This is a genomic window from Demequina sp. (assembly GCF_047975725.1).
Taxonomy (GTDB): Bacteria; Actinomycetota; Actinomycetes; order Actinomycetales; family Demequinaceae; genus Demequina.
In genome coordinates, this window is sequence record NZ_JBKEED010000030.1 from 182,507 (window position 1) to 201,426 (window position 18,920).

The 18,920-nt window shown below is 67.5% G+C and carries 14 protein-coding genes; 6 read left to right on the forward strand and 8 right to left on the reverse strand.

The genetic code is table 11. From position 1 onward, the window contains the following. Position 1 precedes the first annotated feature (1 nt). The 5 genes from ACK5NO_RS11320 to ACK5NO_RS11340 form a co-directional block, all read right to left on the reverse strand. Entirely contained in the window at positions 2–1,429 is a 1,428-nt protein-coding gene (locus ACK5NO_RS11320) for a dihydrolipoamide acetyltransferase family protein (protein ID WP_416812782.1), read from the reverse strand. Between the two features lie 9 nt (positions 1,430–1,438). Further along, on the reverse strand, positions 1,439–2,563 hold the full coding sequence (locus tag ACK5NO_RS11325) for an alpha-ketoacid dehydrogenase subunit beta (RefSeq protein WP_416812783.1): 1,125 nt from the start codon (positions 2,561–2,563) through the stop codon (positions 1,439–1,441). Then, positions 2,560–3,690 carry a pyruvate dehydrogenase (acetyl-transferring) E1 component subunit alpha gene (gene pdhA, locus ACK5NO_RS11330; protein WP_416812784.1) on the reverse strand — a complete coding sequence of 377 codons (1,131 nt, stop codon included), beginning with the start codon at positions 3,688–3,690 and terminating at the stop codon, positions 2,560–2,562. The genes ACK5NO_RS11325 and pdhA overlap by 4 nt, the downstream gene beginning before the upstream one ends. Positions 3,691–3,799: 109 nt before the next feature. Then, entirely contained in the window at positions 3,800–6,142 is a 2,343-nt protein-coding gene (locus ACK5NO_RS11335) for a glycosyltransferase (protein ID WP_416812785.1), read from the reverse strand. Between the two features lie 33 nt (positions 6,143–6,175). Next, positions 6,176–7,225: a polysaccharide pyruvyl transferase family protein gene (locus ACK5NO_RS11340; protein WP_416812786.1), complete on the reverse strand. Its 1,050-nt coding sequence runs from the start codon at positions 7,223–7,225 to the stop codon at positions 6,176–6,178. 91 nt (positions 7,226–7,316) lie between these two features. On the opposite strand from ACK5NO_RS11340, the gene ACK5NO_RS11345 reads away from it, so the two are divergent. Further along, a complete protein-coding gene (locus ACK5NO_RS11345) occupies positions 7,317–8,333 on the forward strand; it encodes a hypothetical protein (RefSeq protein WP_416812787.1) in 1,017 nt (338 codons plus the stop codon). A gap of 28 nt (positions 8,334–8,361) precedes the next feature. Here the strand turns inward: ACK5NO_RS11345 and ACK5NO_RS11350 are convergent, their stop codons facing one another. Both ACK5NO_RS11350 and ACK5NO_RS11355 read right to left on the reverse strand, forming a co-directional pair. Further along, a complete protein-coding gene (locus ACK5NO_RS11350; RefSeq protein WP_416812788.1) occupies positions 8,362–10,284 on the reverse strand; it encodes a SpoIID/LytB domain-containing protein in 1,923 nt (640 codons plus the stop codon). A 140-nt stretch (positions 10,285–10,424) separates the two neighbouring features. Beyond that, on the reverse strand, positions 10,425–12,563 hold the full coding sequence (locus ACK5NO_RS11355) for an acyltransferase family protein (protein ID WP_416812789.1): 2,139 nt from the start codon (positions 12,561–12,563) through the stop codon (positions 10,425–10,427). Positions 12,564–12,713: 150 nt separating this feature from the next. Between ACK5NO_RS11355 and ACK5NO_RS11360 the strand changes: the two genes are divergently transcribed. Genes ACK5NO_RS11360 through ACK5NO_RS11380 form a run of 5 tightly spaced genes read left to right on the forward strand, consistent with a single transcriptional unit; the run spans position 12,714 to position 18,650 of the window. Further along, entirely contained in the window at positions 12,714–13,709 is a 996-nt protein-coding gene (locus ACK5NO_RS11360; protein ID WP_416812790.1) for a glycosyltransferase family 2 protein, read from the forward strand. Next, positions 13,706–15,061 carry a polysialyltransferase family glycosyltransferase gene (locus tag ACK5NO_RS11365; protein ID WP_416812791.1) on the forward strand — a complete coding sequence of 452 codons (1,356 nt, stop codon included), beginning with the start codon at positions 13,706–13,708 and terminating at the stop codon, positions 15,059–15,061. The genes ACK5NO_RS11360 and ACK5NO_RS11365 overlap by 4 nt, the downstream gene beginning before the upstream one ends. Beyond that, entirely contained in the window at positions 15,058–16,680 is a 1,623-nt protein-coding gene (locus ACK5NO_RS11370) for a hypothetical protein (protein WP_416812792.1), read from the forward strand. The genes ACK5NO_RS11365 and ACK5NO_RS11370 overlap by 4 nt, the downstream gene beginning before the upstream one ends. Further along, a complete protein-coding gene (locus ACK5NO_RS11375) occupies positions 16,673–17,641 on the forward strand; it encodes a glycosyltransferase family 2 protein (protein ID WP_416812793.1) in 969 nt (322 codons plus the stop codon). Before ACK5NO_RS11370 ends, ACK5NO_RS11375 begins: the two co-directional genes overlap by 8 nt. Then, a complete protein-coding gene (locus tag ACK5NO_RS11380; RefSeq protein WP_416812794.1) occupies positions 17,634–18,650 on the forward strand; it encodes a hypothetical protein in 1,017 nt (338 codons plus the stop codon). The genes ACK5NO_RS11375 and ACK5NO_RS11380 overlap by 8 nt, the downstream gene beginning before the upstream one ends. 6 nt (positions 18,651–18,656) lie before the next feature. Here the strand turns inward: ACK5NO_RS11380 and ACK5NO_RS11385 are convergent. Next, the coding region (locus ACK5NO_RS11385) for an N-acetylneuraminate synthase family protein (protein WP_416812795.1) at positions 18,657–18,920 on the reverse strand (264 nt) is incomplete at its 5' end.

Consider the following 18,920-nt stretch of genomic DNA (forward strand, 5'->3'; position numbering starts at 1 on the left):
GCTACGCCCAGACCAGACCCTGGGACGGGTCCTCCATCACTCGGCCCACGTCGTACAGGACGCGCGCACCCAGTTCGCCGTCGACCAGGCGGTGGTCGAAGCTCAGCGCGAGCTGAGTGACCCAGCGCACCTTGATCTCGCCTTCATGAACCCACGGCTGCTGACGCACCGCGCCAAACGCGAGGATCGCCGCCTCGCCGGGGTTGAGAATCGGCGTGCCCGTGTCGATCCCGAGCGCACCCACGTTCGTGATGGTGATGGTGCCGTCGCTCATCTGGGACGGGCTCACGGTGCCAGCGCGTGCGTGGGCCGTGAGCTCCTGCAGTGCCACGGCCAGAGCATGCAGCGGCAACCGGTGAGCGTCCTTGATGTTCGGCACGACGAGGCCGCGGGGCGTCGAGGCCGCGATGCCCAGGTTCACGTAGTGCTTGTAGACGATCTCCTGCGCGGCCTCATCCCAGCTCGCGTTGATCTCCGGGTGGCGACGCACCGCGAGCAACAGCGCCTTGGCGACGATGAGCAGGGGAGTGACGCGCACGTCCGCGAACTCCTTGTCCTGCTTGAGGCGCGCGACCAGGTCCATCATCTGGGTGACGTCGACGGTGTGGAACTCGGTGACGTGGGGCGCGGTAAACGCGGACTGGACCATGGCCTCCGCAGTGCGCTTGCGCACCGACTTCACCGGCACGCGGGTGGTGCGGCCGTCGGACTGCGTGGTGCCCGACGCGAGCCAGGGCTGATCGTCGCCCGGGTACGTCGCGAGTGTCTGGGCCGCGGTGGCCTTGACGTGCTGCTCGACGTCCTCGCGCGTGACCAGTCCGCCAGGGCCCGACGGCGTCACCGTCGTGAGGTCGACGCCCAGGTCACGGGCGAGCTTGCGCACGGGAGGCTTGGCGAGCACGGGGTACTCGCCCAGGTCCTGGGCCCCGCCGATGGGCTCGAGCGCATCGGCGCTGCGCGGGCGGCGTTGGGCGGAACCGGCCTTCACCCCGTACCCGACCAGCACCGCACCGGAGCCCTCGGGCTCCGCAGGAGCGGGCTGGGAGACGGGAGCCGGCACGGCAGGGTTCGGTGCCGCAGGAATCGGTGCCGCAGGGGCAGGTGACGGTGCAGCGGCAGGGGCGGCAGGCGCATCGGCCGTCTGGGCGGGAGTAGCGGAAGGAGCCGCGGGCGCCTCACCATGCGGGTCGACGTCCACCTCAAGAATGGGCGCGCCCACCTCGACCGTGTCGCCCTCCTGGGCGAGCAGGCGCGACACCACCCCGTCGAAGGGGCACGGCAACTCGACAAGCGACTTGGCGGTCTCGATCTCAAGGATGGGCTGGTTGACCGCGACGGTGTCGCCGGGGGCGATCATCCAGGTGACGATGTCGGCCTCGGTCAGGCCTTCGCCCGCGTCCGGCAACTTGAACTGCTCGAAGGTCGGCATTGCGCTCCTCTAGTGCTGCATGACCCGGTCCACGGCATCAAGCACGCGGTCCAGGCTGGGCAGGTAGTCGTGCTCGAACGTGGCACCAGGGTAGGGCGTGGCGAAGCCGCCGACGCGTAGCACTGGCGCGTGAAGATGGAAAAAGGCCTGCTCCGTGACCCGCGCGGACAGTTCCGCGCCCGAGCCAAAGTTGGTGGGCGCCTCGTGCACCACGACCACGCGGCCGGTGCGCTTGGCGGAACGGACCACGGTGTCGGAGTCGATGGGGGAGATCGAGCGCAGGTCGATGACCTCGACGTCGGTGCCGTCCTTCGCGGCGGCCTCGGCGGCCTGGAGCGCGAGCCTCACGGTGGGGCCGTAGGAGACGAGCGTGACGTCGGTGCCGGGACGAGCCACGCGGGCATGGGCCATCTCCGCGGTCGCGGCGGCCTCCCCGTCGGCGGCGTCGAGCTGCGCCGTGACGCGCGTGGTGTCCACCTCGCCCTTGTCCCAATAGCGCGCCTTGGGCTCGAAGAACATCACGGGGTCGGGGCACGCGATCGACTGCTGGATCAGGTCGTAGGCGTCCTGCGGGGTAGCAGGGGAGACGATGCGCAGGCCGGCCGTGTGCGCGAACAGCGCCTCGGGGGATTCCGAGTGGTGCTCGACCGCTCCGATGCCGCCCGCGTAGGGCACGCGGATCACGATGGGCAGCGTGATCTGCCCCTGCGACCGGTAGTGCATCTTGGCCAACTGCGTGGTGATCTGGTCGTAGGCGGGGAAGATGAAGCCGTCGAACTGGATCTCGATGACGGAGCGGTAGCCGCGCATGGCCATGCCGATCGCCGTGCCGACGATGCCCGATTCCGCGAGTGGCGTGTCCATCACGCGCTGGTCGCCAAAGTCCTTGTGCAGGCCGTCGGTGACGCGGAACACGCCTCCGAGCGCGCCGATGTCCTCACCCATGAGCAACACCTTGGGGTCGCGCTCCATCGCGGCGCGCAGTCCCGCATTGATGGCGCCTGCCATGGTGAGGGTCGTGGGGGCAGCGCCCTGGGCTGGCGCGGGCGCCTGGCCGGGGGTGGCCGCTTGGCCGGGCGTCGCCGCCTGGAGGGCCGATGCGGTGGTCGCCGCGCGTTCGATCGTGGTGGTCATCGTGTGGCCTCCTCGCGTGCGAAGGACTGTTCGTAGCGCTCGAACCAGGCCCGCTCGGCCTCGACCGTCGCGTGCGGCAAGGCGTAGACGTGGTCGAACATGGTCAAAGTCGCGGGCTTGACCCAGCTCCGCACGGTGGTGCGGGTGCGCTCCCCGAGCGCCTTCGCCTCGGCGGCCACCTGGTCGCGGTAGTCCTGGTCGAGCTTGCCCGCCTGGGTGAGATACGTGTCGAGGCGAGCGATCGGGTCGCGCTCGGCCCAGTACGACTCTTGGGCCTTGGAGCGGTAGCGGGTGGGGTCGTCGGAGGTGGTGTGGGCACCCATGCGGTAGGTGAAGGCCTCGATCAGCACGGGGCCGTTGCCGGAGCGGGCGTGCTCGAGAGCCCACCGGGTGACGGCGTGGCAGGCGATGACGTCGTTGCCGTCGACCCGTACGGACGGCACGCCGAACCCCTTGCCGCGATCGGCGATCGGCACGCGCGACTGACGCGTCGCGGGTTCGGAGATGGCGAACTGGTTGTTCTGGACAAAGAACACGACCGGCGCATCGTTCACCGCAGCGAACACGAGTGCCTCGTTGACGTCGCCCTGGGAGGTGGCGCCATCTCCGAAATAGCACACCACGGCGCCGTCGTGATCGGGGTTGCCGCTCGCGACCAGGCCGTCGCGGTCCATCGCCATCGCGTAGCCCGTGGCGTGCAGCGCGTGCGAGCCGATCACGAGCGTGTAGAGGTGGAAGCCGTGGTCTTGGGGGTTCCACGCGCCGTGCTGCAGGCCGCGGAAGATGCGCAGCACCTCGACCAGGTCGACGTCCCTGGTGAGGGCGACGCCGTGCTCGCGGTAGCTGGGGAAGACAAAGTCGGGCTCGCGCAGGGCGTGGCCGGAACCAATCTGCGCGGCCTCCTGGCCGAGCGACTGCACCCACAGGCCCAGTTCTCCCTGGCGCTGGAGACTCGTGGCCTCAAGATCGAAAGCGCGCAGCACGGTCATGTCGCGCCAGAAGGCGCGCAGGTCGTCGTCGGTCAGGTGCGCGGCGTACGCGTCAAAGCGTGCGTTGCTGACCTCGCGGCCATGATGATCGAGCAACTGCACCAAGTCATGCTCGGACAAGGGTCCGGTCGAGTCCACGGCGCCTCCCTTGAGGGTGGATGTGTGGACGCCGAGGCGCCCGCCTTCGCTAACTTACGCAAGCGTAGGCTACGGAACCGTAGGTTTCAAGAATTGGTGGCGGGTGTCGTCACCTGGCCACAGCGCGCCAGGCCCTTCTCGCAAGGGCTTCAAGCCCGGGAACCCTGCGCAATTGACGCGCCAACCTCGCCTTACGACCGAGCGGGCGCCGAGCAGTCTTGGGCGCGCCCGCGTCGCGCTGAGGAGTCGAACGCCGAGGGTTAAGCGCCGCGCGCTCGGCAAAGAAGATCGAGAAATCCAAGAGTTGACGCGCGTCGTCGAGCGTGGGGTCCGGCGAGAACTCCGCAGGCAGGCGCCCCTCGATCAGCTGGGTGTACAGCGTGGCGAAGTCGTAGGAACCCGCGACCCTCGCGGCCTCAAGCGACGCCGCTGACAACGCGGCGTACCGTTCCGGATCCCCCACGATGTCTGCGATCTGCGTGGCTAGCGCGGCCGCGTCGCCTTGCGCGACTGAGACCACGCCCCGGTTGCCCTGGACCACGGTGAGCCAAGGAAGCGCATACATCGCCACAGGCAATCCCCGTGACTGAGCCTCGGGAATAGTCAGTTGGTATCCCTCAATGACACTGGTCGTCACGAACATGTCGGCAGCGTCGATCGCGTCCACCAGGTCCGTGCCGTGCAGGGGGCCCTCGACACTCACGCGATCCGCCACTGCGCGCCTGTTGACCTCCTTCTGGACGTCCTCAGCGGTAAAGCCGCCCCACGCTGGCCCGATGACTCTGAGGTGGAAGTCCACATCGAGACGGCCCAGCTCGACCGCGACGTCGATCAGCTCAAGCACCTGCTTGGTGTGCTGATCGAGCCGCCCCACCCAGATCAGCTCGATACGCCCGGCGGGCCCGGGCCGCGGTGAGGTGCTTGATGAAGCCTCCAGGAGCATCGGCGACGGCGGGTTGGGCAGGTAGACAGCATGCCCAATCCCGCGGAGCTTCCAGAAGCCGACGTCCAGCGGCGACAAGGAGACGACCTGCGCGAGGATGCGCAGATGAGACTGGAGAAAAGACGATCTGCCGTTCTGGTCGTACACCGGACGTAGCGCAAAGTTGTGGATCCAGCCGATCGTGGCCGCGCCGTGCGTCGCGGCAGCGAGGGCGAACGCCGGCCATTCCCTGCTGTACAAGACCTGGTGGTCAATGATGACGTCCACCTCGGCACTCGCGCACAAGGCCGTCCAGCCCTCCACCTGGGCAGCGAGGTCGTCCCCACTGAGCTCCACAAACACGGCACCGTCGGGAACGCCGGACGGGTCACTACCCGGCTTGCGCGCTGCGATCGTGACGCGGTAGCCCGCTGCCAAGAGAAAGCGGGCTTGGGACAGGAGCACGCCCGAGACCCCACCGGTCGTGAGGGTCGCAGTCACCAGCAGCACGCTGCGCACCGGCCGCTCCCCGAGCACCGGCCTGTCCGCGTGGGCGACGAGCACTTCAAGCGACTCGCGGCTAAACCGCGCTGCGGCGATCAGCACGTCGAGCGGCGCCACCCGGTCGTGAAGCCGCATCAAGGCCTCGGACTGCAGCTCAGTGCTCACGTTCTTGGTGAGGTACCCCAACACATTACTCACCAGAGACTGGCGAGCATTGGCGAACGCCTCATGCACCAACGCGGGATCGTTGTGGGTGGCACCAATCTGGTCCACCGCCCGCGCAATCGCCTCTGTCGAGTCGAGGGCGCTCAGGTAGAACTCAAACTGGTCGAGCTCGCGCACCCGGTGGCCGCTCTCGCCACGCCGGAAGTGATAGGTGTACACGCGCTCGGGGATGGAGACGTACCGACGCGCCACAGCGGCAACAAGGAACATGAGCGGCAGATCGTTGACTCGTCGCAGGACGACGTCCCGCGGGATGTGGCGGTACGCCTCCTCGAGGACCGACCGGCGGAACAGGTAGCGCCACAGTTGTCCCTGGGATCGGCGCCCCGTCGGAAAGAGGCCTCGCAAGACGTCGTCGCCCTCGAGCGCATCGTGCACGGGCGCCAGGCGTGTTTGATAGCCGCCCACCGTCCGCCCGTCGGCATCCAGGACCGTCACGCCAAAGCCCACGACATCCGCTTGCGTCTCGCGGGCCTTCGCCAGCGTGAGCGCGACTGCCCTGTCGTCGAGCAGGTCATCGCCGTCCAAGAACAGGACGAAGTCAGCCTGAGCGGCCTCGATGCCCGCGCGGCGACACTGGAGCGCAGACACGTTGTGGGCCATCTCGATCAGTCGCACGCGCGCGTCGTGGGCCGCGATCGTCGCGATCAACTCCCGCGTGCCGTCGGTGGACGCATCGTCCACGCAGATCACTTCCACGTCAGCGTGCGTCTGACTGAGGCAACTGTCGAGCGCGGCACGAATCCACTGCTCGTCGTTGTGGACAGGAATCACGATGGCGACATCGGGCCTGGGGGTCATCGGACGTCCGTTCACGAGTGCGGCACTCACGCCCTAGGCGGAGCGTTCCAGCGCCTGGTTGATTCGCTCTGTCAGGTCCGCGACGCGGGCACGCGCCCCGGTGATCGCGGGGGCAAGCAGTGGCCACTCATCGCCGAGCCTGGCGCCCGCCTGCGACACCTCGTCGTAGGCGCCGACGAGAGCGTCAAGCCCCGCCGCCGCCATGATCCTGGCGAGCTTTTCGGGGTCAGCGGCCGATCCCACCGGATAGGCGCCCTCCGTCGCTCCAATGATCAGGCCGTGCGCACGGTCAGAGACCACTGCCAACGAATGTCGGTAGACCTCGCGGACATGAGCGTCCAGATCGTCGTGCCGCATCGTGGCCGCCATGAGGTACTCACCCCCGAGTTCCTGCGCCAGACGCACGGCTCGGGGTGCATCGCGGGCGACCTGCGCGACGGTCACCAGGCGGGTGCCCGTCTCACGCGCCAACGCTCTGACGGCGGCGATCCACGCGTCCCCCGGCCATGGCCGATCAAACCGAAGGGTGACGGCGATCTGAGGACGCTGATCCGCTGGCGCCCACTGCGCCACGGGGGCGCCCAGGGCAAACGCCCAGTCGGGAGCGACCTCGCCGAACCCCGCGGCCTCGCGCGACACCGGGTCACGCCACGACACGACGGCGGCCTCGCGCAGCACATCGTCGAGTGTGTCCGGGTCGAAGCTGTGCGGGTTGCGCAGACCGAGGCCAGCGACGATGAGCGCGCCCCCATGATCCAGTGCATGACGCAGGGGCGCCACTCGATTCGCAGCAGGGTAGGACGATCCCCCAGGGTTGATCTCGCCGGCTTCGAACAGCTGGACAGGCCGGCGTGCGGCCTCGCTGGCCGCTTCCCACCGGGGCCGACTCGTGTACACCACGTCAGCGGCACGAACAGCGATGCCCGCGTTGTAGTCCGACGTCTTGTTCTCCAGCAGGATGTGGATCCGCCGGTCCGGGGACTGCACGGCCTCGTAGTAGGCCGCGCGCAGTGCGGAGTCCCCGAGGTTGTCGTCCTGTCCGGCGAGGCTGACAAAGACATCCTGGAGAGACCGCTCATTCATAGAGCGCCAGTGTAGGCGAGCCCGCGCAGGGAGCGACCGGGGCAAGACGGGCCAATTGGAGGGGCGGAATGTCCTGGGTTATCGTTCGCGGGTGCACAACCCGACGGCCTCCCCTGATCACCGCTCTCGCCTTCGGGTGTCAACGTCGTTGCGCCTGCCGTCGCCTCGCGTCAGTTTCGTCGACCAGATCGATAGCGACCGTGTCCAGCTGCTGGGCTTTCGCTCGCGTCCCAAGCGCTCCGATATCGATGTCCTGCACGTGCACCACCTCGACGCCATCGCGCCCATCCGCAAGACCCGCGGCGCGCGCCGAGTAGGGGCTGCCCTCACTTTCGCGCTGCGGTTGCGCGCGAGCCGCGTGCCGCTCGTCCGCACCATCAGCGGGGCCGACGACCCCACGCAAGGCGGGCGAGCTGACCAGCTCGCCAACCGGATCATCAATGCTGCCGCTTCAGCGCTCGTCGCAGTCGACAGCACGCTTGCCTCGCAGCGGGGAAGCAAGGTCACGCAGATCCCCTTCGGTCACTACCGCGAGCGGTTTGTGGGCTACCCCCGGTCGACAGTGCACACCGGCCGGGTGATGTGCACCGCCGCCTACCTTGGCGGGCCCGTCGATCCGATCATCCAGGCCTTTGCCGACACCCGTAAGCCCGGGCTGTCCCTCAGGGTCGTGGGGCCCGCGAACGCGGCCAGGGCATCGGACCTGAAAGCCCGCCTGTCGCCCCTAGTGGACCGCGCATCGGCCCTCATCGAACAGCCATCGGACGGGGCGCTCGTCCTCGAGTTGTCCGCCGCCGAGATCCTCGTGCTTGGCCAAGCAAGCGAACTGGCCGACGTGCACCTGCTCTTCTTGGCGCTGTCACTCGACCGCCCGGTACTGGTGCCGCGCAGCCCTCTGACGGTTGCCGTCGCCGCTGCCGTGGGGCCCGGCTGGGTGTTCGTCTACGACAAGCCGTTGTCCGGGGCCGACATCGACCGTGCGGTCACGCAGGCGCGAGACACCGAGCGGCAAGCCCAGCCCATGCTGGAAGGGCGAGCGCATGCCGCCACCTCAGCGCAGTATGCGGCGATCTTTGAGGCAGTCTCCCGGGCAGGTCGCGAACGCTGACGTCAGGGACATTCCCACGCGGGTGCCCCTAGTACTTGGGCGTAAAGGTCCACAGCCAGGGGGACTTGCCTGCCGCGAGCGCGCTACGGATCTTCTCCGCACCCGTGATGGAAGCAGTCGCTCCCGTCGACGATGTCGCGGTCACCTTGGTGGCGGCGGCGTCGCTTCCGCCGGAGGTACGCGCCGTGACCTTGATCGACACCACATCGTCTAGCCCGAACACTGACTTCGCTTTGGCCTGAGTCAGCGTCTGGGTCCACGCTCGGTTGCTGTTGATGCTTGAGAGCGACCAGGGGTCATCGACGGACCTCAAATAGGCGAGCTTCGAGGTCCAAATGTCCTCACTGTTCTCGGTCTGCCCACCGGACGACGAGAAATAGTAGGTCTGCGCGATCGAGCTTCCATACTGGAGGACCTTGCCCTGAGCGCCGCTCGACGCGCTCGTGGCCTGCACCGCGGCAACCCAGCGCTTGCCGTAGTAGGCGTCAGTGCCTTCGTTCTCCTTGTTCCATCCCGTGAAGTTCTGGTCCCGAGTGTCGTCATAGATGTGACAATCGCACGAGGCGCTGTAGTTGCTCATCTCGCGCACCGCATAGCCGCGAGCCACGATTGCCTGGGCCTGCAGCGCCTGCGCGCTCCACGATGACGGCATCTCGGCGATGCCGTTGAGATACTCCGTGTTGAGGTCGAGATGGTTCGACACGATGAGGCGTGCGTACGAGGTGGACGGCACGCTTACCCGCAACTGACCATGGCGGTAGGTTCCGTGAGTAGCTCGCGTGTTGGTGCCCGCCTTGTACAGCGCCGCGTAGCCCGTCACGCTCGAGCCGCTTTTGTAATAGTCGGTGCCCTCCCATTGCAGGATGACAGTCTTGCCCGCAGTCGCGCTCACATCACCGTCACGAGTGACCTTGATGGAGTTGCCCACCCGGGTCACCCGCAGCCGTTCGCCGCCGTTGCCGGTCCACTCCTTCTTTGCCGTGGCGGCGCCCGGTTCGTAGAAGCGCAGGCGCCAGGCTCCCTTGGTGACGAGGTCCACCGAGTTGCGACTGTCAGTGCCCGAGCCGAAAACCTCTACCTTGATCTTCTGGTTCGCATTCACCGTGCTCACGGAGGTGCCTGAGTAGTAGTGCTGAAGGATGGACGCCGCGCTATACCCCTCGAGCGCCATCGCCTGCGCGCCGTACTGCGACATCCCCACGCCGTGTCCGTAGCCAGCACCTGCGACGGTGAACGAGGTCGGGATCTTGACCTCTGGGACCTCTGGAACCTCTGGGACCTCGGGCTCAACGGGCTCCTCTGGCACCTCTGGCACAGACGTGCTGCCCGCGACTCGATAGAGGAACACGATGGTCGCACCGCGGGTCACGTTGATCAAGGGGCGATAGGTGCCGTCGCGATAGCCGCCTGAGATGCCTGACTGCGCCAGCCAGGTCACCTCCTTATAGAACTTGGAGGAGGGCGTCATGTCAGAGAACGGGGACTTCGACGGGGCCGTGAACTGGGGCGAACCGCTATAGCGATAGAGGAAAACCGCCATCGCATCGCGTCGAATCGCATCCTTAGGACGGAACGTGCCGTCCGAATACCCGTTGCTGATGCCCTGCTGAGACATCCACACGATTTCCTTGTAGAACTTGTCCGACTGCTTGACGTCGCTGAATGGCGATGACGCAGGAAGGGTGACGGCGGGGCTGCCGGAGAGGCGATACAAGTAGACCGCAAATGACTCGCGCGTCACGCTTGCGTTAGGCCCAAAGCGGCCGTCGCTCAGGCCGTTCGTGATGCCGGCGTCGGCGGCCCAGGTGATCTCTGTATAGAACTTGTGGCCCACGGGGATGTCGGTGAACTGGGCTGCGTTGGCGGTGCCCGCGAAGGCAGGGATACACAGCAACGCCACGACGAGCGCAACACACGCCCGGAGTCGACGCTGAATAGACGACAACTGCACCAAAGACCACCTCAAACAACAGACCCGGAGTGCCGAACGCGGCACACATGAGCCCCCTTACCCACAGCACCCCCACGCTCAAGCACGTGACAGATGTGACAAGTGTGACACATGAGAATGACCGTGGGAAGCCCCGGTTCTTACGGCGACGCGACGGCCGTCAACTGGGCGGCCAAGACCGGAACCGCCGACCTCACCCAGGTCTGCGTGAGATGCCCCTGATCGGCATAGACCATCACGTTGCCGACCACCGGGGAACAGGTCCCGGCCTCGCAATACAGGTCGGTGAGGTCGACCCCCTGGGCCCTGGGCTGGGCCTTCGCCGCCTCGAACAGCAGGTCTTCGACCACCGCCCGATCCTGCGGTACGGCGCACTGCGCCCCTGGCTCCAGGCTGCCGTCATCAAGCGCTTGCTCGACGCAGGTGACGTTGTCCGGCAAAGGAATGGGCGCGTCGCGGATGACATACACCTGCGAGACATGATCGGGAAGAGTGGCGATGGCCTGCACGTAGGCGTCGAAGCCGACCTGGGCTTGGTCGACGCCCTCAGGCGCTTCGAAGTGAATGTTGGCGAAGGAGGCCATCACCACCACAGTCACGTCGTCTCGCTCCTCGAGAAGGGCGGACACCTGGTCGTTGTAGCGCGCGCAGGACTCGACCACCTGCTCATCCAACGTGCGATGGGCGGGCGAGAAGGGGCACGACTCTCGCGCCATGACGATGCCACTCCACCCCTGGTCCCGTGCGATCTGATCCACAGCGGGCAACCAGTGGTACGCATGGGAGTCGCCAATGAGGGCAATCGTCGACTCCGACTCATCGCGCGGCACTCCAAACTCGCATGGTTCAAACGACTCTGACCCCTTGCGAGAGATGCAGTCGTCGGGCGAGTCGTGACGCGCGGCGGCCGGCACGGGAACCACCTCGCCGGCCCCCAGGGTGGGCGTGCACTCACCGCCAAGGGCCGTCACTGACGCCCCCATGCATGGCGTGGGTGCGACAGCCTCTGACTCTGAGCCGGTGAGGGCGGAGTTTGGCGCTTGCGCAAGCTGTTCCCACAGCCCACGCGACTGCGCGAGGCTGGCTTCGATGTCTCGTTCGGCCTCACTGCCCAGCCACCACGCGGCGCCCACGAGCACCACCATGCTCGTGCCCACGAGCGCAAACGTGACCCGCGGTCGGCGACCACTGAGCGCACGCGATCGACGCACGGGGTTCTCGACCCACCGCCACGACACAGCGGACACCGCCACGGTCAGGCCGAGGAGGACCACCTTGTCGAGGGAGAATAGGTCGCGTCCGATCACAAAGGGCGCCAAGACAATCAGTGGCCAGTGCCACAAATAGACGGAGTACGACCAGTCACCCAGGCGCTGGATCGGGCGCCACGACATGACCGTGGACGGCGCGCCGCGCACGTCGTCGCCGTTGGCCCACAGCACGAGCAGGGCGCCGCCGACCGGCAACAATGCCGCGACTCCAGGAAAGGCGGTCGCGGCGTCAAACATGAACGCCGCGACCCCAATGGCCAGCACTCCGGCCCATGCGGCCACCGCCCGCACTCCGGCTCGCGCCGCCGTCATGGGCACCACGGCAAGCATCGCCCCCAGCCCGAACTCCCACGCCCGCGTGGGGGTGACGAAATACGCCTGAGCGGGCGACGATGCGGTCCAGGCCACCGACACGACAAGGGAGACAGCGGTCACCATGCCCAACATGATTGCCACGGCCGAGCGCTGGCTCCGCTGTGCCACGAGCGCGATCGCGGCCACCACGAGCAAGGGCCACACGAGATAGAACTGCTCTTCGGCGCCCAGTGACCAAAAGTGCTGTACCGGCGACGCGGCGTTGTCAGCTGCGAGATAGTCAACAGAGTCGGACGCCAGCAGCAGGTTCTCGACATATAAGGCGGAGGCGCCGATCTCCCTGCCGAACTGCTGCCACAGCGACTGCGGCACGACCGCCGCGGTCGCGATCACGGTGAACAGCAACACCACGAAGGACGCGGGAAGCAGCCGACGAGCCCGGCGCGCCCAGAACGTCGCGACGGCAATCCGTCCCGTCGACTCGGCTTCGCGGAGCAAGTGCGCCGTGATCAGAAATCCCGAGACGACAAAAAACACATCGACACCGACGTAGCCGCCGGTCAGCCGCCACGGCCAGAGGTGGTAGAGCACCACGACCGCAACCGCCAGCGCCCTCAGGCCCTGGATGTCACGTCGCGCCTTGGACACCGACAACGTGGCCCGGGACACTTCCGGCGATGCTGTCGTCGTCACCGCAACATCGTAGGCGCCGCACCTGAGTCCTCCCACAGGGCGCGCTCTGTGGGCGCCCGCGCCGGTGACGTAAAGTTGGGGGCGCCCACCAAGGCGCGCCATCGAAGCGGCCCCTGCGAGTTCGCAACGGGACGCACCTGAGGAGGTGTCATGACGCGCGATCGTTCTGTGTCCGTGATCATCCCTGCACACAACGCAGCGCAGTTCATTGGCACTGCCATGGGCTCCCTGGTTCATCAGTTCGACGATCCCACCCTGCTCCAGGTGATCGTGATCGACGACGGATCGACCGACGGCACTGCCGACATCGCGCGCACCTTCGAGGGCCGTGTCGGCAGCATCGAGGTCATCACGCATGCCTCTCCCGAAGGAGTGGGAACGGCGCGTGTCGTCGGTCTCGAGGCCGCCGATCGCGCCCACGTTGCCTTCCTGGACGCCGATGACTGGTGGGCTCCTGGCCGCTTGCCTTCGCTGGTTGACCGCCTCCACGCACTCGACGTGGATTATGTGCGGACTGACCACGTGCGCGTCTTCGACGACGGCAGCCCTCGCGAGATCCACCGGGCGCCCGACGGGCGGCGCGAGCGCGCGCTGCGTTCTCGCGACACCGTGCTACCAGTCGACGCGTCCTCGCTGGTGGACTATCCCTTTCCGTGGGCAGGGTTGTTTCACCGCAAGCTCGTCGAGGACGGCAGCCTCGCCTACGACCGGGGACTGCACAGTTTCGAAGATCGGGTCGCGATCTGGCGGCTCGCGCTCAGCGACGCCGCTGTGGCGGTGGTCGATGCCCCCTGGGCGATGTATCGCCGCTCCGTCGCGACGTCCCTCACCCAGGTCTACGACTCCCGACAGTTGGACTTCATCAAGGGCTTCGCGACGGTCAGGGACCTCGTGATCTCCGACGGCAACCGAGACTTTGAGGCCAAGATGGTGCGCCAGTTCCTCGCCATCTCGGCCCATCACGTGGGTCGCCAGCGGGGCATGACCAGGGATGTCAAGGGGCAACTGCGCACCGCCATCGGTGACTTCGCGCGCACGCTCGACCCGGCCATGCTCCGCACTCAGTGGGAAGCGGCGGGCTCAGCCAGGCGTGCGCTCCTGCGCAGCGCAATCGCGCCGGTTCTCTCTCAGGAGGCTCGAGCATGATCCAACTCACGTTGGTCACCACGCTGTTCGGCGCCGCGTCGGCCGCCGCAGCGGTCGACGCGGGGCTGCTCGGGGAGGCAGACACACGGATCCTCGTGGTCGCGAACAACGCACCCATCCCCGAGGTGAGCCTGCCGCTCACGCACTCTCCTGGCGCGAGCGCCGTGCTCTCGCGATTCGACCGGGTGGTTGACTTGGGCGCTCTGCTCAGCCCGCAGCGTCCCGCGCGTTGGGTGGTCCAAGACATCGATGTGCCGATGCAGGAGAAGCTGTTGCGGGCTGCATGGGACCTTGGCACCGCACCGGTCTCCTTGGTGTTGGAGTCCGTTCACGTCCCGCCTGCAGCGACCATGGCGAAGATCTTCCTGTCCGCACCCATCACGGTGCTCTCGGAAGGGCTCATGAGCTACGGGGCCACGAGAGACGCCCAGACCCACGAGTTTGGCCAACGCCTCGACGGGCTCGTCCACCTCGACCTCGTCGAAGGACTCTCCCCACTGCTGCTGTCCGAGCACGGCGTCCAACCCCGCCCCATCGCCCCCGAGCGGTTCCGTGCAGTCATCGAGCAGATGTGTGAAGCCGCCAGCATGGTGCCCGCCACCGACGATGCGGTGGTGCTCGTCCTGGGTCAGTACCTTGCCGCACTGGGGCTCGTGTCGAGTGAAGAAGAAACCGCAATGCAAGCGGCCATGATCGACGCAGCCCGTGACTTGGGTGGACGTACAGTCCTGTTCAAACCCCATCCGTCAGCCCCCGCATCGGACCTCGACACGTTGCGCACACACGCCGCCGCACGCGGGCTTGAGTTCACCGTTGCCGACGCCGCGGTCTCTGCCGAAGCGCTCATGTGTACGCACCGCCTGGTGGGCGTCGTCGCGGGATTTTCCACTGCCCTGTCGACCGCCGAGCGGGTCTTTGGCCTCGCCACGAAGGCTGTCGGCACGGAACAGGTCATGAAGGCCCTGACGCCGTACCAGAACAGCAATCGCATCCCCCTCACGATCGTCGACTACCGGGAGCGCCATCCTCATGCCGATCCGAGCGAGTTGGGGCGAGTGTGCCTTGCGGTGGCGTTCACCATGCAGCCCCGCGTGCTGTCTGCACGGCGGGCAGAGGTCGTTGACATCCTCCAGTCATGGGACGCCACAGAGCGCTCACGCTATATCCGCCACACTCGCTTGAACTCACTCGGCCTGCCCGGGGCCAATGTTCCGACTGGCGCGAGGCGGGTGGCTTGGCAGGTACTCGAGGCCATTCCGCCATCGGTGTCGCGCCCCACGTATCGGGCCCTTGCACGGGCAAACGCTCGCCTCCAGCGCTGGAAGGCCGGGCGGGAGCGGCCGTCCCGGTGAGCCTGACCCTGCGGCGCCGACGCCCGCCAGAGTTGGTGCTCCACATTGGCATCCCCAAGTCGGCCACGACAGCGTTGCAGGCAACCCTGGCTCGCACCCGCACCCAAGCACTCATGCGTGCGCAGGGGATCTCCTATCCGCTCCTGGACGGGCGTCCCCACCACCACCACCTCGCCGTGCAGCTCCTGGGCCGGCCCCACCCCGTCTGGAACGTGAGCGGGCAGGCAGACGACCAGATCGTGGCACTCAGGCAGCACCTGAGCCGGCGCAGCGTTCGCCGCGCGCTCGTCAGTTCTGAGCTGCTGTCCGAAACCGACATCTCGGGCGCGCGCCGCGTCATCGACACGCTCGGGATGCCCGTACACGTCCTCATCACGTGGAGGCCGCTCGCCCAAGTGCTGCCGTCCTCGTGGCAGCAGGGAGCCTCGACCGGACGGCAGGTCCCGTTGGACGACTGGCTCGAGGATGTCCTCGACGGCCACGACCGCCTTGATCTCTCGCCGCTCATGGCGCTGCGCGCCGACGACGGCTTCACGCTGGTCGAGCGCTGGGCGTCTCTCGTGGGCCCCGACAACGTCACCGTCGTCATCCCGGATCCCGATGACACCGCGAGCGTGTTCCGCGAGGTCGAGCAGTTCTTGGGAGTGCGCACCCGTACCCTGCGTGAACAGACCAGCAACGAGTCGCTGTCGTACCTCGCAAGTGAGATCGCGCGCCGTACCGGCGAGTTGTCGGGCGGCATAGCTCAGCGCGACAGGCTCGAGCTGATCCAGGGAGCACTGGTGAAAGGCCTCAAGGCCACCGCTGCAGACGCCGGGCCCAGGACGAGTCTTCCCACGTGGGCCGTCGACAAGGTGCGGGCTGTGGCCCTCGCGCTTGGCGAGCGCATGGTGAATGCAGGCGTCCACATCCAAGGAGACGTTTCCGCGATCGCGCGACCGCAGGACCCCGAGGCGGGGGCAGGGCAGGCCGCCAGCGACGTCACCCCCGTGCCCATCGAACTCGCTGCCGACGCTCTCGCTGCCGTCCTCGTGCGCGCCACCGCGGCCCCCTACGTGCCCGCGGGCGATGACTCGGCCCCACGCTCCGCGGATTCTGCGGCGGCGCACCCAGGTCCACACACCGAGCGCGGACCCGACAACGGTGCCGCGCCGTCGGGTCTGTCGTGGAGGCTGCTGTACCAAGGCCACCTCCTCGCCGGTGGCACCGAACAATGGCGCGAGTTTGCCGCCCGCATGGCACAAGAGGCCTGCGATGATGACTCAGCGCGGGGCAGTGACGGCCGTGGCCTCATGGGTGCGGCCGGCCTCAGGTTGCTACGTGAGGTCAATGTCCGCACGGCGGGCTTGCTATCGGCACAGGACCGTGAGCACCTGATCACCGCGGGACTTGGCCCGGCCCTGATGGCACAGGAGTCGTCGGCCGCCGAGATCCTCGTGGTGGAGGAGGCAACGTCCCGCCGGCTGAGGGACGTCGACGACCCGCACGTGGGCCCTCACGGCACCGACCCGGACACGCACGACCACATGACGTTTCTCATGACCGTCAACGCGACCTCGGCTACGATCGCGGCCGCAGTGCGACGGGTCCCGCCAGAGGAGGGCCGCGAGGGTGACTGATCTCACCGTCATTGTGCCTGCGTACAACGCACAGGAGCACGTGGCCACGTTTGCCGAGTCGGCCAAACGCAACCTCGCGGACGGCATCAAGTTCATCGTCGTCGACGACCACTCCACCGATGCCACGCCTCGCCTGCTCGACGAGGCGGCGCGTCGCATCTCAGGCATCACCGTGATTCGCAACGACGAGAATGTGGGCGTCGCGCGCTCGCGCAACATCGCGCATGCGCTCGTGGACACCCGCTACGTGACGTATGTCGACATCGACGACTGGTGCGCACCGGGACACTTGGCGCAAGCAGCGGACGCGGCCGCCCAGCTGGACGTCGACTTTGTGCGCTTTGACCATGTGCGAGTGGACCGCCTCTCCAGAACCGTGGTCCGCGCTCCGGAGTCCCGCGTGTGGGAACCGTACGCCGCCGCGGAGGGCATCGGGTCCGCTTCCCAACGGACCATGGTTGACTACCCATTCCTCTGGGCAGGCATCTACGACACCACGAGAATCGCGCCAGAGTTGTTCGTCTTCGACGAGCGCCTCCGTACTGCTGCCGACCGGCCTTGGTTCTGGCGCCTGTACCTCAACACTCACAGCACGGCACGCGCCGACCTGCGGGGCTACTTCTACCGCAAGACGCGCAATCCCGCCGCTCTCACGCAGGCAGGAAATCGGTCGACGCTGCACTTCTTGCCCGCGAGCGAGTCGATCGCAGACCTCGTGCTCGCCAGTGGCGACCCCGCGCTGGTCGCCAAGGCCGCGTATCAGGCGGTTCGCATGATCGAGTTCCATCTGTCCGCGCGGGGCCGCCTGAATCGGGCCCTCCAGCTCGAGCTCTTTGCGGGGGCTCACCAGCTGATGGCCCGGTACCCCAAGGGCGACCTCGAGGTCGCGATTCGAGAGTTCAACCGCCCCACCCGAGTGCTGTTGCGCCGCGTGCGCCGGCTAAGGAGCACCCATGCCTGACCTTCACCTGGTCGACGACGTGGTGGGCCTCGCCGCTCACGTGGCAGTCGTGGAGTCGGGCGCTGTTCGCGGGGACTCGGCGTTCGTGCTCTATACGAGCGACGCGAGCGTGCCCGAGGTGTCACCGGACCTGGCCCAGGCGCCAGGAACCCAGTCCTTGTGGCGCACGTTTGCCGGGGCCGCCGCGCTGTGGGAAATGATCGTTCCGTATCACCCGCAACGGTTCGCCGCCACGGGCGAAGGTGGCGAGCGGCTGAGCGCCGCCATCGAGGCCCTGTGTGGCGGCGCGCCAAAGCGGATCATTGCACCGTCGCTCGACCGCAAGCCGTGGAGCACGATCGCCGCGCTGTTTCCCGAGGCGCAGCGCACGGTGATCGCCGTGCCTGGTGGCGCCAACGCCGGGACTGATGCGCACCTGCGCCCCGAAGCGGATGAGGTGCGGCGTGTCTTGGCGCGCACAGACGCCTGGCCCTTGTCACCCTCCGAGCGTTCCGCCACCGCCATCATCGCGTGCGCGGCGCGCGCGAGCAGTGCCGAGCCGCACGATGGGCGCCACGCAGCGCAGTTCGAGTCCTGCCTTGCGGCCGTCGTCGCTCACGGCCTCACGCGGGCGGTGCTCGTGACGTCGACGGACGGTCCGCCCCCCTTGCCCGGCCAGGCCGTCGCCCAGGCCCACGCGGCCGGTGTCGACCTCGTCGTCGCGCAGCACGGCACGCACCTGGCCCAACTGTGCGCCACAGGTCAGGCGCCTCTCGCCGTGGGCGTCGACGCCCGTGCGGTCTCAGGCGCGCTCGTCCCGGACATCACCGAAGTCGTCATCATCGACCAGTGCCGGCCCCACCCCGAGCCCCAGGCACCCCGGGTCACCACGACCCCAGCCAGGCCGGGCGCGCTTGCACGCGCCGTGAGGCGCCTCAGGCGCGCACCGCAAGCAATCGAGCGGCGCGCGCCTGAGGCACTGCATCCATGGTTCGCAGCGTTCCGCGCCTGGCGGATCCCGCTGCGCTAACGAGCTCTAGCCGTCAACCCGGCGGAGCTTGCTGAGCGGCGCGAGCTCGCCAGGGAAGACCTTCTTGACGCCGTCGCCCATGGCCTGCTCGATGATCCGGATGTCGCGGCACAGGTTCTCAAAGCCCTTGGGCTCAAGCGAGGCAGCGTGGTCCGAGCCCCACATGGTGCGGTCCAGCGTGATGTGACGCTCCACCGCGACGGCACCCAGCGCGACAGCGGCAACCGAGATCTGCAGGCCCGGCTCGTGACCGGAATAGCCCACCGGCAC

Bases quoted from the DNA above. Each gene is read 5' to 3' on its own strand.
- ACK5NO_RS11320 (WP_416812782.1), bottom strand. From the start codon at position 1,429: ATGCCGACCTTCGAGCAGTTCAAGTTGCCGGACGCGGGCGAAGGCCTG.
- ACK5NO_RS11325 (WP_416812783.1), bottom strand. From the start codon at position 2,563: ATGACCACCACGATCGAACGCGCGGCGACCACCGCATCGGCCCTCCAG.
- ACK5NO_RS11335 (WP_416812785.1), bottom strand. From the start codon at position 6,142: ATGACCCCCAGGCCCGATGTCGCCATCGTGATTCCTGTCCACAACGAC.
- ACK5NO_RS11340 (WP_416812786.1), bottom strand. From the start codon at position 7,225: ATGAATGAGCGGTCTCTCCAGGATGTCTTTGTCAGCCTCGCCGGACAG.
- ACK5NO_RS11360 (WP_416812790.1), top strand. From the start codon at position 12,714: ATGACGCGCGATCGTTCTGTGTCCGTGATCATCCCTGCACACAACGCA.
- ACK5NO_RS11365 (WP_416812791.1), top strand. From the start codon at position 13,706: ATGATCCAACTCACGTTGGTCACCACGCTGTTCGGCGCCGCGTCGGCC.
- ACK5NO_RS11380 (WP_416812794.1), top strand. From the start codon at position 17,634: ATGCCTGACCTTCACCTGGTCGACGACGTGGTGGGCCTCGCCGCTCAC.